10 protein-coding genes are annotated in these 14,540 nt (G+C 67.7%); all 10 read right to left on the bottom strand.

From position 1 onward, the window contains the following. Positions 1-128: 128 nt before the first annotated feature. The 10 genes from P2869_RS09485 to P2869_RS09440 all read right to left on the bottom strand — a co-directional run bounded on the left by P2869_RS09485 (position 129) and on the right by P2869_RS09440 (position 14,255). Positions 129-2,555: a polysaccharide biosynthesis tyrosine autokinase gene (locus P2869_RS09485; RefSeq protein ID WP_277596295.1), complete on the bottom strand. Its 2,427-nt coding sequence runs from the start codon at positions 2,553-2,555 to the stop codon at positions 129-131. Positions 2,556-2,575: 20 nt separating this feature from the next. Then, a complete protein-coding gene (locus tag P2869_RS09480) occupies positions 2,576-3,856 on the bottom strand; it encodes a polysaccharide biosynthesis/export family protein (RefSeq protein ID WP_277596294.1) in 1,281 nt (426 codons plus the stop codon). Positions 3,857-3,894: 38 nt separating this feature from the next. Then, positions 3,895-4,827: a glycosyltransferase gene (locus tag P2869_RS09475; protein WP_346833723.1), complete on the bottom strand. Its 933-nt coding sequence runs from the start codon at positions 4,825-4,827 to the stop codon at positions 3,895-3,897. Between the two features lie 133 nt (positions 4,828-4,960). Further along, positions 4,961-6,370, bottom strand: coding sequence for an undecaprenyl-phosphate glucose phosphotransferase (locus P2869_RS09470; protein ID WP_277598097.1), 1,410 nt, complete (start codon positions 6,368-6,370; stop codon positions 4,961-4,963). A 64-nt stretch (positions 6,371-6,434) separates the two neighbouring features. Further along, the gene (locus P2869_RS09465; RefSeq protein ID WP_026121820.1) at positions 6,435-7,178 is read right to left on the bottom strand and encodes a Crp/Fnr family transcriptional regulator; all 744 of its coding nucleotides are present in this window, start codon (positions 7,176-7,178) and stop codon (positions 6,435-6,437) included. 635 nt (positions 7,179-7,813) lie between these two features. After that, positions 7,814-10,486: a glycoside hydrolase family 2 protein gene (locus P2869_RS09460; protein ID WP_277598096.1), complete on the bottom strand. Its 2,673-nt coding sequence runs from the start codon at positions 10,484-10,486 to the stop codon at positions 7,814-7,816. Between the two features lie 107 nt (positions 10,487-10,593). Beyond that, positions 10,594-11,571, bottom strand: coding sequence for a DUF1839 family protein (locus P2869_RS09455; protein ID WP_017776614.1), 978 nt, complete (start codon positions 11,569-11,571; stop codon positions 10,594-10,596). A gap of 59 nt (positions 11,572-11,630) precedes the next feature. Next, the gene (locus P2869_RS09450) at positions 11,631-12,692 is read right to left on the bottom strand and encodes an amino acid--[acyl-carrier-protein] ligase (protein WP_277596292.1); all 1,062 of its coding nucleotides are present in this window, start codon (positions 12,690-12,692) and stop codon (positions 11,631-11,633) included. Between the two features lies 1 nt (position 12,693). Further along, a complete protein-coding gene (locus P2869_RS09445) occupies positions 12,694-14,007 on the bottom strand; it encodes an acyl-CoA dehydrogenase family protein (RefSeq protein WP_277596291.1) in 1,314 nt (437 codons plus the stop codon). Continuing rightward, complete coding sequence (locus P2869_RS09440; RefSeq protein WP_017776617.1) at positions 14,004-14,255, bottom strand: acyl carrier protein; 252 nt, start codon at positions 14,253-14,255, stop codon at positions 14,004-14,006. The genes P2869_RS09445 and P2869_RS09440 overlap by 4 nt, the downstream gene beginning before the upstream one ends. Positions 14,256-14,540: the final 285 nt, after the last annotated feature.

The raw sequence follows: 14,540 nt of genomic DNA, 5'->3' as shown, positions 1-14,540 counted from the left end.
CACAAACAAAACGCGGTGGCGTTCCTTCGTCGCAAAGGAACGCCACCGCCGTGATCGCTTCTTGTCATTCCCTCTGAAGTCTCACACCGGATCGGAGCCCACCCGCGCTCCGATCCGTCCTGCCTCACTCAATGCGTCTTCCCGTCCATCGGGCCGCCCGCCGTATAGGTGTACGCATACGCGTAATCGTAGGTGCCGTAGCGGCCGCCGTGCTTGAGCGGCATCGCGTTCATCACGCCGCCGATCACGCGCGCGTGGGCGCGCCGCAGCTTCTTGAGCGACTCCGCGATGTTGCGTTCCGTGTGCGCGCCGGCCCGCATCACGAGCACCGTCGATCCCGCGATGTTCGCCACGATCGCCGCATCGGCCACGGCGAGGAGCGGCGGGGTATCCACGATGACGAGGTCGAACTGCTGCTCGAAGCGCGAGAGGATGTCGACGAAGCGCGCCGAGGTCAGGATCTCCGACGGGTTCGGCGGATAGGCGCCCGCCGCGATGAAGTGCAGCCCGTCCACGCCTGTGGCGCGCGCGGCTTCTTCGAGGTCCATCTGGCCCGTGAGCAGTTCCGTGAGGCCGCCGTTGGGCGAGCGGCCCAGGTACTGCGCGAGTCGCCCGCGTCGCAGGTCCGCGTCGATCAACAGCACGCGTTTGCCGGATTCCGCGAGCAGCGCCGCGAGGTTCGCGCAGAGGAAGCTCTTGCCGTCCGAGGGCGCCGGGCTCGTCACCGCGACGACGCGGTTCGGCGCATCGATGAGACCGAACTGGAGCGTCGCGCGCAGCCCGCGCAGGCCTTCCACCGAGGTATCGAACGGGTGCGTCTTCACGAGCAGCGGACGCAGCGCGGGCCGCGCCGCCGGCATCACCGTTTGCGTGCCGGTGGGCAGCGACACCTGCACGGGCGCAGTCGCGGCTCCCGCGGCGCCGGCCATGTGCGGCGGGCGAATCAGCCGCGCGAGGCCGGCCGGCAGCGCCGGCAGACCGTGCCTCGGCGTTGCGCCCCGGGGCTGCGCCGCCCCTTTAGGCAGCGCCGCCCGGCTCGAGCTCAGGGCGATGCGGTCGCTGCGCGCCTGTTCGAGCGACAGCGGAATCGCGCCGAAGATGGGCAGCTGATAGCGCCGCTCCACGAACTCGGGGTCGCTCACGCCCGTGAAGAAGGTGCGGCGGCAGTACGCGAACACGATGCCGGCAATCACGCCCAGCACGGTGCCCGCCGAGATGATGAGCGCCGCCTTCGGCCGCACGGGCGAGGAGGGCAGCAGCGCTTCATCGACGATATGCACGTTGCCGATCGTGCCCGCGCGCGAGATGGAAAGCTCCTGGATCTTGTTGAGCAGCGCCACGTAGATCTCTTCGGCCACCTTCGCGTCGCGTTGCAGCGACATGGCTTCGCGCTCGGAGCCCGGCAGCGTCTTGAAGTGGTCTTCGAAGCGGGCCTTTTCGCGCGAGAGCGCTTCGAGTTGCGCATCGAGCGTGCGCACTTCGGGGCTGTCGTTCGTGAAGCGTTGCAGCAGCTGGGCCCGTGCAATGCGCAGCTCGGCGATGTGCTTCTCGTATTCGAGCCCGCCGGACAGGTACATGCCCGCTTCCTGGGTCGGCTGGAACGAGCCTACGCGCTGCTGGTATCCCGAGAGCGCCGTTTCCGCGCGATGCACTTCGTCGCGTACGCGCGGCAGTTCGCTGTTGAGGAACGCGAGCATGCGGCTCGCTTCTTCCTGCGCGCGTTCGGTGCGCTCCTTCAGGTACGACGCGGCCACGGCGTTGGTGATCGCGGTGATGGCGTGCGGGTCGGTACCCATGTACGAAAGCTGCACCACGCCGGTTTCGCGGCCTTTCTCCATCACCTGGAGCCCCGAGGCGAGCCCGGCCACGGCGTCGAGCTGGTTCGCGCGCGTCACGTAGAACTCGGTGCCGGGGCGCGCCACGAGCGTGCTCACGAGAATGGAGATGCCGTTTTCCGTCGCGCGTTCGCCGGCTACGCCCGCAAGCAGCGCCTTTCCGTAGGGGTCGACGAGCGTGTAGCGTCCGTCGCCGAGCGCGCGCAGCGTGAGTCGCACGCCTTCCAGCGACTTCGGCACCGTGATCGAATCCACGGCGAACTGCTCGCCGCCCCATGCGTAGGAATCCATGCCGAACCATGCCGGCAGGGGCTCGCCGGGATGTGCGAAGAACGCCGTGAGCTTGCCGAGGAATGGCATCGTCTTCGGCGCCGCGCTGAAGTTGAGCTTGAACTGCTCGACCACGGGCTCCACCACCGCGCGGCTCTTGATGATCTCGATCTCGGCGTCCGTGCGCATCGCGCCCGCGGACGGCACGAGCGAGGCGAGCGCCTGCGAGGTGCTGTTCGCGTTGTTGGCGGCGGGCTCCACCTGGATCAGCGCGTCGGCCGAATAGATGCGCGTGGCGAGATGCGCGTAGATCACGGCCGCGAGAATCACGCAGCCCGCAATGCCGATCACCCAGCCGATCTGTTCGCCGATGATGCGCAGGAGGTCGCGCATCACGGCATCTTCGTCGCTTCCCGCCGGGGCGTGCTCCAGTGTTTCGTAAGTGCTCATGTTGATGACTCCGTTGGGTCTTAGCGCGTGAGCTGGCGGGTGAAGAACAGCGTTTCGAGCGTCGGCGTGATCTGCTGGAGCGCACGGTTAAAGCGCGCCGAGTTCGCCACCTGCACGTACACCACGTCCTTCGGCTGCAAGTCGAACTTCGTCATCAGCAGCAGCGCGTCCACCTGGGTCATGTCGAGCCGGAATACCGTGGGCGTGAGCGTGCGCGAGTTGATGACCGTGTCGCGCGTCACCGGGTTCAGCAGTTTGTCCGCGCCGCGAATCACGTAGATGAAGTGCGGGTCGCCCGTCTTCACGTCGAGGCTGCCGGCGCCTGTGAGCGCGTCGGCGAGCGTGAGCTTGCCGCGGTTCATCGGCAGCGAAGTGGGCTTGGCCACTTCGCCCAGCACGAATACGCGGCTGTTCGCGCGGTCGGGCACGTCGACGATGTCGCCGTCTTTCAACAGCACGTTCTGTTGCGGGTCGCCCGTGTCGAGCAGCGCCGCGACGTCGATGGTGTAGCGCTTGCCGTTGCGTGTCACGCCCACGTTCTGCAGATCCGCATCGGCCTGGGCGCCGCCTGCGCGGTTGATCGCGTCGATCACCGAAAGCGGCAGGTCCGTGATCGACTCGGCCACAGGCGCCCGCACGCTGCCCGTCACCTGCACGATCTGGCTGTTGAAGCCCGACACGCGCACGTCGATCTGCGGGTCGCGAATGGTCTTCGCGAGGCCCTTGGTGAGGTCGCGCTGGATCTCCGCGGCGGTCTTGCCGCGCGCCTGCACGCGGCCTACGCGCGGGAAAAAGAACGTACCGTCTGCGGCAATGCGTACCGTGAGCCCGGCCTCGCCGCCACCGCCGCCCACGGTGGGCGCCGTGCCGTTGGCGATGGCGCTGCCCGCGCCTTCGCCGCCTGCGGCCGCCGCCGGGCCGCCCGCGCCGTAACCGGCATAGCCCTGCGGCAGCGGCGGCGAGCCCGCCGCGCTGCCGAAGCCTGCGCCCGTGAGTTCCGGGTGATCCCAGACGATGATGGTGAGCTGGTCGTTGATGCCCACGCGGTACTGATACTGGCCACGCGTGGCAGGCGTCACGCAACTGAGCGGACACGTCGATTCGTTGACCGCCGCCGTCTCCTTCTTCGCGAGATCGCGGAACCACGCGACGTCGATGGGCTGCACCGGGAAGCGGTCGGCTTCCTGCTGCGCCTGCGCACTTTCGTCGAGCCGTTTGCTGTCCAGATACGGTCCGGGCGCGAGTGAGCAGGCACAAAGCGCTATGGCCGCGCTGCCCGCGGCGAGTGTTTTGATCTTCATGTGGATGGTCCCTCTTTTTTGCAACCCCGAGCTTCTTTTCAGCTTCTTGTGTGTACGGCCTCATGCCACGCAACGCGCATGGCACACAGGCCGACCCACCACTTGCGCAAGGCGAGCGCAACCCCGTCGCGCCCCAACGCAAGTGACAACGCGCGCGCAAGCCCCGGATCCGCGCGGTTGCCTATTAGTGACGAGTAAGCGACGAACGCCCAGCGGCCAGGCGGCGACAGGTGTTCGCACATGATGAGTCTGAGATTGAAGGACGCGTTGTAGAACGCCGCGTCGCTGAACGTGAAACGCTGGTCTTCGTCGCTGCGCGGCGCCGGGTAGTGTTCCACCACGAGCGCCGGGTCGTAGACGAGCTTCGCGCCGCGCCGGCGCACGTCGAGACTGAACGCCATCTCGCAGTGCACCTGTGCGCCGCTGCCGCGCAGGCGCGGATCGAAGCGCAACGCGCCGATCGCCACCCGCCGGAACGCCATGTTCACGCCCTTCAACACATGCACTTCGCGCGGCTCGCCATGCCCCAGATGGTGGTTGCCGATCGCACGCCCATACCAGCGCACGAGGCCCACCGCCGCTTTATGTCCCTGCAGCACGCCGCCGCGCTCGTGCACGACGTCGCGTCCGCCCAGACCGCCCAACGCCGCATCCGCCGCAAACGCGGCTTCGATGCGAGCGAGCCAGTCGTCATGCGGGGCGGCGTCGTCGTCGGTGAAACACAACACGTCGCCCGTTGCCGTGTCGAGCCCGCGGTTGTACGCGGCCACGACGCCCGGCTCCCGAACCCACACCACGCGCAACGGTAAGGTGGTCTCCTGCGCGCGCAAGAAAGCATGCGTGTCGTGATCGTCCGGGCGTGCCACCACCAGCACTTCGTCGGCGGTGCGGCGCTGCGCGGCGAGTGCGGCGAGGCAGCGCGCCAGATCGGCAGTGCGGCGCCAAGTCGGTACGATCACGGTCAGTTTCACGGCTTTTCCCCGGTGTGCTCTATGCGATGCTGTCTGCTGCCTATGCGTGGTAATGCATTGCTGCCGCGTGCCACTGCGTGGCGTAGCCTTGCGGCGACTGCTGCTGCGTGGTCTCTCTCTCTGCTGTGTTCTTTCAGTACGCGTTGCGGCCCGTGAAGCCCTTGAGAATCGTGACCAGCACGATCTTCATGTCGAACCAGAACGACCAGTTGTGGATATAGAAGAGGTCGAACTTCACGCGCGTTTCCATCTTCTCGACCTTGCGCGTCGCGCCGCGGTAGCCGTTCACCTGGGCCCAGCCCGTGATGCCCGGCTTGATGCGGTAGCGATGCATGTAGCCGTAGACGAGATCCTTGTAGAGGTCGTCGTGCTCGAGCGCGTGCGGGCGCGGGCCTACCACCGACATTTGTCCGAGCAGTACGTTGAAGAACTGCGGCAGCTCGTCGAGGCTCGTGCGGCGCAGGAACGCGCCGATGCGCGTCACGCGCGCGTCGCCGCGCGTGGCCTGGGTGACCTGCCCGGGCGTCTCGCGGTGCACGCTCATGGAGCGGAACTTGTAGATGCTGAACGGCTGACCGTCCACGCCCTTGCGCGTCTGCTTGAAGATCACGGGGCCAGGCGAGGTGAGCTTGATCGCGACAGCAATCGCGGCGAGCAACGGCGAAAGCGCGATGAGCGCGGCGAGCGCGAAGAGACGGTCGAACACCATCTTCGGCCACAGCTGCGGCGGCGACACCGCCGGGGCCGTGAGATTGATGGTGGGCAGGCCCACGATGTCCACCACGCCGTGATCGAACAGCGATATCGAGCGCACGTCCGGTATGAAGCGCAGGTTCACGAAGTCGTCGCGAAACGCGCGCATGAAGCGATAGAGCGTGTGCTCTTCGGACAGCGGCAGCGCGAGCCAGACTTCGTCGACGTGTTCGCGCCGCACCTTCGCCGCAAACGCGTCGGCATCCGTGAGCACGGGCAGCTTGCCGATGCGCTCCGCGCCGCGCTCTTCCAGCGCGTACGGGTCGGGCACGGCGCCGGCCGTGGTTGCGTCGAACACGCACACGGGCCTGAAGCCCCCTTGCGGCATGCCTTGCAGGTGTGCGACGAGCGAGCGTGCAAAACCGGGCGCGCCGACGATCGCCACCGTGCGGCAGTTGATGCCGCGGCTGCGCGCACGGCGCAGCGCGAGGTGCGCAACGAGCTTGATCGCGACGATGAGCGCGCCGGAGATCAGCGTGGAATAGCCGAACCACAGCCGCGACACCGCGTTCATCTGATGCAGCGTGAAGACCAGCATGAGGCCCGCCACCACCACGATGAGCCACGCGCACACCACGCGCATGAGCATGGCGACGAGCGGCTTGCCGCGCCACGTCTCGTACACGCCGAACGCGGGAAAGAGCAGCATGGCGAGCGTGCAGTTGAAGGCGATGAGCAGGGACTGCGTATCGGTGAGCACGATCGGCGCGGGGTAGCGCAGCAGGTACGCGAGGAGCGCGCCTGCAATGACGGCGAGCGCATCGAGACACCGGGCGACGTTGGCGAACATCATGGCGCGTTCCTCGTCCTGTTCCTGTCGTGGAGTCTCGTTCCCGTTTCCGTTCGCGCGGCCGTCAACTGACGGTTTCCGCGTGGCTGGCTTCATGCAGGCGCGGCAGCAGCCGGTCGAACTCGCGCTTCACGAGCCCGTAGCATTCGCAGGCGCGCGCTTCGAGACCCTTGCGGTCCAGCACCTTGATGTGGCCGCGGCTATGGTGAATCAGCCCCTGGTCATGCAGCCGGCCCGCGGCTTCGGTGATGCCTTCGCGGCGCACGCCGAGCATGTCGGCGATGAGCTGCTGCGTGACGGTGAGTTCGTCGGAGGCCACGCGGTCCACTTCGATCAGGAGCCACCGGCACAGCTGCTTGCTGAGCGAGTGATGCCGGTTGCAGGCCGCCGTCTGCGCGACCTGCGTGAGGAGGGCGTGCATGTAGAGCAGCATCAGGCGGCGCAGGAAGTCGGAGCGCGCGAACTGCTGGCGCAGCGCCTGCGCGCTCATGCGATACGCGAAGCCCGAGCATTGCACCTGCACGCGGTTCGGCATGGTTTCGCCGCCCGTGAGCACGGGCACGCCCGTCATGCCTTCGCGTCCCACCGCGGCAATTTCCACGGAGCTGCCGTCTTCCATCGTCGAGAGCATCGAGATGATGGCGGTGGTCGGGAAATACACGTGGTGAATGCGCTGGCCGGAATCGCACAGCAGCTGTTCAGTGCGCAGGTGAACCAGTTCGAGATGCGGTGCCAGTGCCTGCCATTCGTGTGACGGCAGTGCGCCCAGCAGATGGTTACCGTGCAGGTCGGATTGAAGGGTCAACATGATCGGTCCTCGTTTGAAGCCGCGCAGCGTGCAGCTTCGCTTCTTCTTCATCCGGCGCGACTTGCACGTGTCGTGTTGCCTGCCGTCGATCGACAGGCTTTCCGTGTTCATATCGCGCCGGCCCCGTTTGGCCTCCTGTGCATGCGCCGTGGGCCCTCGGTTGCCCGGCGTATGCACCGTGTTGCGGACCACATTTAGCGAAGACCGTGCCAGACACGTCAGACCATGGCTTGATGCGGCGCAGCGACATAGGGCGACCCACCCTGCGAGGCGGACTGCGGCAAAGCGTGCGTTTTTGTTTCAAATCTGCACAACGCCGCAGGGCTGGAAACTCTTAAGTAGCTGGTTTATTCCGCGCACATCAACCCGTTGATAAATAGGCTTTTTTTGTTTTTGATCAAAGATGGCGGCGCGCCCCTGGCACGCCGCAAACACGCCCTGGATGCGTCTCGCCCGTGCACGGTTCGCGCGAACCGAAATGATTCAGTTGTGTTCTATGGGTTGCGTGGGCTCCCGCACGGAACGGCTTTTTGACAGTTCCATGTCATTAGCCTGACGCAGACGCGCGCGATGCAAGCCTCGCGTATCGCAAGGCTTCATGCGCTTCTTGAGCGGGTTGGACGTGGCCGGAGGGTTCAGCCGTAGAAAACAGGCGCGGGCGCGTTGATGGCGCGCACCTCGCCCGCGGGCGCCGTGGCTGTATCTTTCGTGCACAACGGCGTGGGTGAGGTGGGATCGATGCTCGCGCAAGCGCTGAGAGCAACCAGGTCGACCACGCGCCGGCTGCCCGGCGCCAGGTGGAACCAGTCGCACGCGGCGCGGTAGTGTGCGTCCGTCACGTGGACGAAGCGTGCGAAGCGCTGCGTTTCGATCACGAGCTGCCAGCCGTCGGGACCCTGCATGGGCGTGACCGTGAGGCCCGGGTCGTAGCGCGGCACGGGCGAGCGGTCGGGCAGATGGAACGCTTCGGCCAGCACCTCGCCGCTTGCGGCATCGGTGAGCGTGGCGATGGTGACGTCGTGCGAAGGCGGCCCGAAGCGGTAGGCGTGGGTGAAATCGAAGAACTGGCCGAGGCACGCCGCGGCTTCCACGCGCACCGTGCCGCGCGCGGGAACCTCGAGCATCTGCTCGCCTGCGGCGACGCGCACGCTGCCGTCGCGCAGACACACCAGCGCGAGCCGCGCGTGCAGCGGCCGCTCCGTTTCGTTGACGACGTGCAGGTCCAGACCGTTGAGGCCCTCGTCCGTGATGGCGATCTGCACCGGGCGCAGGGCTGCCGCGAGTGCGTGCCACGCGCTCTTGGGGCGGCCCGTCGAATCGATCACGCCCCAGCCCGCGCCCGGCTGCAGGTCCTGGAACTGCCACACCAGCGCGCCGCCGCAGGGCGAGCCGTGACGGCGCCATTCGGCGAACACGTCCGTCATCAGTTCGGCCACCACGGCGCGCGAGAGTTCGAGATAGCGCGCGGCGTCCTCATAGCGCAGCCGCGCCGGATCCACGCCATAGAGCGTGCGCAGGTAGTGCTCGCGCACGTCGTCGAAGTCCCAGCCCGCGCCTGCATCGCGCGGCACCGCGGCCTTCCAGCGCGCGTCGTAGGGCTGCATGCCGCCCGCTGCGTGAAGCGTGGCGTCGTCGGGCACGTTGGCGAAGGCGAGGCATTCGGCGGCGAAGCGTACGTGTGCGCGCCGCACGTCGTCGAGCGGGCGCTGATACGCGCCCACGCCGTAGTAATGGGTGATGCCCGTGCGCGTCGAGAACGGCCAGGTGCTGCCCGTCGGCGAATTGGGCACGTAGGGCACGTCCGGCCGCAGCGCGGCCGCGAGCGCAGGCAGATGCTCCGTGAACAGAGCCTGTTCGCGCATCGCAGGCGGCAAGCCGAACATCGCGGCCTGCTGGTCCACCTCGCTGCCGCCGCACAGCACGGCGAGCGACGCGAAGCGCTGCGTGCGTTCGAGGAACTGCGTGGCCTCGCGCTGCACGGAAGCGAGAAAGGCGTCGTCGCGCGGGTAATCGAAGTTGGCGAACGCGAAGTCCTGCCAGATCAGGATGCCGTGCTCGTCGGCAAGGCGATAGAACGCGTCGGATTCGTAGACCATCGTGCCGCCCACGCGCAGCATGTTCATGCCCGCGTCGCGCGCGAGTGCGAACGCGTGCGCGAGTTGCGCCGGCGTGCCCGCGAGCGTGGCGAGGTCGGCGCTCGTCCAGCACGCGCCGCGGCAGAACACCGGCGTGCCGTTCACGCGCAAGGCGAAGCCTTCGCTGTCGGCGCCGCGGTCCACCTCGATGGCGCGAAAGCCCACGCGGCCCAGCGCGACGGGCGTGCCGTCCAGATGCAGCGTGACCTCGTGAAGCGCGGGCGTGCCATGTGTATGCGGCCACCAGCGTTCGACGCCCGGCACGCGCAGCGTGCCCTCCAGTGTGTGCGGGTCGCGCCAGGCGAGCGCGGCCTGTGCACCGGCGCAGGCGAGCGTCGCCTCGCTCGAGGCGGGCTGCGGCTTCACGAAGGTCAGCGTGAGCGCGAGCACGCCGTCGTCGCTTTCGAGGCGCGGCGCGAGTTGCACGGTATCGAAGGCGCGCGGCGTGGCCGCGAGGCGTTCCACGGGCCGCCACGGGCCGACTGCCTGCACGCTCGGACACCAGCCGGGCATATGGCCCAGCAGCGTGGTGCGCACGTTGCGCAAGGTGGCGGGCGAGACGAGCCGCGGCCGCCAGCGCGCGCGTGTACGGCGCGCGTCGAGCAGCGGCGTCAAGGCGCGAAAGCAGAGTGCGAGCGTGGCGTGGCCGTCGAGCGTCACGTCGAGATCGTGGCGCTCGAACATCGAATCGGAGGTGAGCAGGAGCGCGCCGTCGAGCCAGACTTCGGTGAGCGTGGCCAGGCCGTGCAGGCGCAGGCGTTCCGTGCCGTGGCCGGTGAGCGTGAGGCGATACCAGTGGTCGTCGAAGGCGAAGGGAGGCGGTGCGGGGCCGTGATGCGGGCCGCGAAGAGCGCTATCGATCTGGCCATGAAGCGCGGCGACACCAAAGACGGCACCCAGGTTTGCATCGAGCCGGCCCGCCGCGCGCCAGGCGCTTGCCACGGTGCCGGGCACGGGCGCGTCGAGCCAGCCCTCGTGCGGCAGGTCGGCAGGCGTGGCGCAGGCGCCCGCCGGCGTGCTCACGCATTGCCAGCCTTCGCTGAGCGGGACAGGCCAGACGCAGAGGTCCGGTGCTTCGGGCGTCACTCGATGAGCCGCGGCCACAGCGCCCGCGCGAGGCGTTTCGCCTGCTTCAGCCGCTGTCCGCGCGCTTGCATCCATCGCCACATCCATCGCCACGTCAATCGCCACATCAACCGCATGCGCCGCGGCCTCGTCGCCGCATCCTGCGGCCTCAGGCGACGACGGCCTGGACGGCAATGCGGGCCGCACCGTCGTCCTCACAGCACATGCGCGGCGAGCGTCGTGACGGTCTTCTCGTACGCGCTTTCCAGCACGTCGAAGCAGTCGTCGCACAGGTCGCGGCGCCCGCGCGTGATGGCGCGCACGAGGCGGAACTGCATCACCATCGCTTCGGACGCGATGCTCTGCGCCGACACCGCGATCTCGGGCGGCAGGTCCACGCCCTGCGCGCCGAGCCATTGCAGGTACTTCGATAGGAATTCGAAGTTCGCGCCCAGCTGCCGCATCAGGTTGAACGAGTACGGATGGAAGAACGCTTCGCCGCGCGCGAGCAGCAGGTCCATGTGCTGCGGGAACACGGCGCGCCATGCGGTGACCGGGTTCGAGAGCGGGCGCCGCTCGAGGTGCGCGCACAGCAGCTCCGCGGAGGCATCCACGAGTTCCGCGCCCTGCAGCGCGGGCCGCACCTGTTTTGCGAACTCCACGTAGGGAAACAGCACGTCGGGCTGATTTTCGAAACGCGGCAGCTTGCGGAAGATGCCGTCGTAGTCCTCGCCGTCCAGGTGGTGGTAGCCCGTGTTGTGGAAGTAGCCGAGCCGCTGTTCCGCGGGCGAGATGAAGTCGACGCCGATGGTCGTCTTCGGATGCTCGCGCCGGTACGAGGTGGCGCGCGTGTTGGGCAGGTAATAGCCGTCCACTTCGACGAGCACCGTGTGGCCGCGCTGCGTCTGCGCGAACACGCGGTCTTCGAGCGAGTCGTAGATGGCCAATTCCTGCACCTGCGTGCCGTAGAGCAGGTCGAGGTCTTCCAGCGGAAACTTGAAGAACGTGAACTGGTCGCCCTCGAAGTCCTGCGTCACCGTGAAGGCGAGCGCCGCGCGCGGGTCGAGCCCGTAGCCGTGCAGCAGCTCGATCCACAGATCCACGTAGCAGTTCGTCTCCTGCCACACGCGCTCGCCCTGGTGCAGCGCGTGCGCCGTATGCACGCGCGGCGGCCTCGCCTGGGCCGGCCACATGGCGGGTGTTTCGCCGGCTGCCAGGTGGACGGTTTTCCTCACGGTGGTCAGTGGCGGATTCATGCCGTGCCTCCCCGGTTCGCGTCGAGTGCGTTTTCCACCACGCGTTGCGTGTCGCCCCACAGCAGCGCGCGCACGTCCGCGGGCCAGGTCTTCACGTCGAGGCCGTGATGGCGGAACAGGGCGAGCGTGATGCGTTCCATGCCGAAGCCCACGCAGCCCGTGTGGGCTACGGACCCGTCGGCGCATTGCAGTTTCCAGATCACGCCGAAGTGGTCCATGTGGTAGTTGAACGAGAGGCACGCGGTCTTGCTCTCGGGGTTCGCTACCGGAATCAGTAGTTCGAACTTGAGCGCCTGCTGGCGCTGGCTATCCGCGATGATCTTGCCGCCGCGGCCGAAGAACGGGTCGTTGGCGAGGTCCACGTCCACCGGCAGCGCAAGCAGCGAAACGAGCAGCGAGCCGCGCTCGATCCACATCTGCCGGAACGCCATCACTTCGTCGGGGGAGCCCAGCCGCACGTACTCGCGCTGGCGGAACATCTGCATGCGCGCGGGGTCGAGCGAGGGCTCGTGGCGAAAGCAGTACGAGAGCACGTCGATGGTCGCGCCGCCCTGCGGCAGCGGGCCGCGCCGCGAGATCACGGGGTACACCGGGTAGCACGCGGCGGGCGTCATCACCACGCGCGTGGGCTGCTGCTGCTCCATCCAGGCGGGGTCGCGGTCGTCGTCGCGCTCGGCCATCGCGTCGTCGAGGCAGCGCAAGAGGCGCTGGTGGCCCGCGTCGCTGCCGCAGAACGAGTGGATGGTGCCCGCGAGGTTCGGGAAGCTCTTCAGGTACTCGCTGTCTTCGAAGTCGGTGCGGCGCATGGCGGGTGGAAAGCGCAGCACTTCAGGGTTCTGGTCCGCGCCCAGATGCGTGATGGCGACGTTGAGGCGGTCCACCACGTCTTCGAACACCTGGCTGCGGCCGTAGAGCCCGTTTTCGCCCGTGTCGATCAGGATGCCCTTTGCCAGCAGTTCGTCGCGGAAGGTGGGTGCCGCGCGGGCGTCGGTCTTTGCCGCAGCAGGTTCGGTTGAATCCACGGCAGCCAGTTGGGCCGCTTCAGTCATCGTGTTCATCTCAGGCCCTCCCGGGCGCGGCCGGCCGCTGCGCAAGCAGCAGATTGGCCGTGTTCTGGGCGATACGGTCGTTGTTGATCATCAGCGGCGCGGAATGCAGGTCGCGCAGATGACGGCCCACGCTGTACTCCGTGCCGTTCTTGTAGCCGGCAAGGCCGCAGATCATGAGCACTTCCTGTACCACCTGGAGCGCCGTGGCCGAGATGCTGGTCTTGAGCGTGTTCATGTCGGAGGCGAAACCGAGCATGGCCGCGAGCGGCGCGTCGAACTGGCATTGGTCGCCCGCGCGCTGGCGTGCCGCATGCGCGGCGCGGTCGGCGTCGAGCGCCACCGCAAGGCGTGCCTGCATCATCTGCAACAGACCCACGGCCTGCGCCAGACGCAGCCCCGCGGGCGGCACCGAGCCCGGCTTCGCGCGCGCCTGGGCGCGGAAGAAGGCCTTCGCGCGGTTCACGGCGTCGGTGGCCACACCCGTCCATACCGACGACCACAGCATGTGCGAGATGGGCAGCATGGTCTGGTCGGAGATGTCGGCGAACGGCGTGGGCAGGATCTGCGCGGCGGTGCCGTGCGAGACGATGCGAAACGGCTCCGTGCAGGTGCCGCGCATGCCGAGCGAGTCCCACGTGCCGCGCTTTTCGAGCGTCGTGTTGGACGGCAGCGTGACGATCAGCACCTGGTCCGACGCAGCCGCTTCGGCGTTGCGGCGTGCCGTCATGAGGACGCTGTCGGCATAAGCGCCGTACGAGACCGCCGTGGCGAGCTTTTCGATGCGCAGGGCCGCGCCGGCGTCGTCGCCGTCCAGTTCCACGGCACAGGCGCTCGTGCGCGTGTTGCCGCCAATGGTCTCTTCGGACGTGGCCGAGGCGAGCAGCCACTGCTTGTCGGCCAGCTGCGCGAGGAAGTCGCGATGCCAGGCGGAGCCGTGCCGATGCTCGTCGATGCAGGCCACCTGGATCTGGTGCATGGCGTAGATCATGCCGGTGGACGCGCAGGCTTCGGCGAGGATGCCGCAGATGGTCGCGATGTCGGCCACAGGCAGGCCCATGCCGCCCAGCTCCGGCGCGAGCATGGCCGACAGCAGCCGTTCGCGGCGCAGCGCGTCGAAGGCTTCGTGCGGAAAGCGCGCGTCGCGGTCCACCGCGTCGGCATGTTGCGCCGCAACCTGGGCCGCGCGGCGCGCGGCGGCGCGCCAGCCCGGTTCCGTTTCCACGGCGGCGAGCGGGGCGGCCGATGCGCCGGCCGCGTCCTGTGCGTCTTGCGCCGCTTCGTTCGCGCCAGGCGCGGCGGGGGTATGGAGGAGCGGGGCGTTCATGCTGCCGCCTTTGCCTGTTGCAGCTCGGTCACGGCCGCGGCAAGCGAATCGATGCTGGAGAACAGGCGTCGCGTGAGCATCCGGTCCGGAATCTCGATGCCGAACTCGTCTTCGATGGCAAGCATCAGGTGCACGGTCGCAAGCGAGGAAAGGCCGGCTGCGTACAGATCGGCGTCGTCGGCGAGCGTATCCGGTGAAACAGACAGGCGAGCCGACTCGGAAAGAATTCGTCGCAGTACGTTTTTCATGTAAGAGGCCCTCACGTTTTGGTCATGTCGATCGTCGCAGCCTGTGTGCCTGCGGCGCACGCGTTTGGTATGCATGTCCGGCGAGAGAGCCGGCAGTGCGTATTTAACGGACCGCGATCAGGGGCGGTCGGTGCGATTCCGCACGGAAACCGCATAGCTACGTCACGTAACGTGTCCCCATACAACGAAGCGGGCCGCACAGAAGGCGCGGGACTTCGAGAAACGCGGCGTGAATGGGGCGACAACGCGGCGAAAAGCCGCTACGCACACCGCGACGAAGCGTGC

The organism is Paraburkholderia sp. SUR17, assembly GCF_029536165.1.
Classification (GTDB): Bacteria; Pseudomonadota; Gammaproteobacteria; order Burkholderiales; family Burkholderiaceae; genus Paraburkholderia; species Paraburkholderia kururiensis.
This window is presented reverse-complemented; position numbering and strand designations above follow the sequence as displayed.

Bases quoted from the DNA above. Each gene is read 5' to 3' on its own strand.
- P2869_RS09465 (WP_026121820.1), bottom strand. From the start codon at position 7,178: ATGTTGACCCTTCAATCCGACCTGCACGGTAACCATCTGCTGGGCGCA.
- P2869_RS09440 (WP_017776617.1), bottom strand. From the start codon at position 14,255: ATGAAAAACGTACTGCGACGAATTCTTTCCGAGTCGGCTCGCCTGTCT.
- P2869_RS09450 (WP_277596292.1), bottom strand. From the start codon at position 12,692: ATGAACACGATGACTGAAGCGGCCCAACTGGCTGCCGTGGATTCAACC.
- P2869_RS09460 (WP_277598096.1), bottom strand. From the start codon at position 10,486: ATGGATGTGGCGATGGATGCAAGCGCGCGGACAGCGGCTGAAGCAGGC.
- P2869_RS09455 (WP_017776614.1), bottom strand. From the start codon at position 11,571: ATGTGGCCGGCCCAGGCGAGGCCGCCGCGCGTGCATACGGCGCACGCG.
- P2869_RS09470 (WP_277598097.1), bottom strand. From the start codon at position 6,370: ATGTTCGCCAACGTCGCCCGGTGTCTCGATGCGCTCGCCGTCATTGCA.
- P2869_RS09480 (WP_277596294.1), bottom strand. From the start codon at position 3,856: ATGAAGATCAAAACACTCGCCGCGGGCAGCGCGGCCATAGCGCTTTGT.
- P2869_RS09445 (WP_277596291.1), bottom strand. From the start codon at position 14,007: ATGAACGCCCCGCTCCTCCATACCCCCGCCGCGCCTGGCGCGAACGAA.
- P2869_RS09485 (WP_277596295.1), bottom strand. From the start codon at position 2,555: ATGAGCACTTACGAAACACTGGAGCACGCCCCGGCGGGAAGCGACGAA.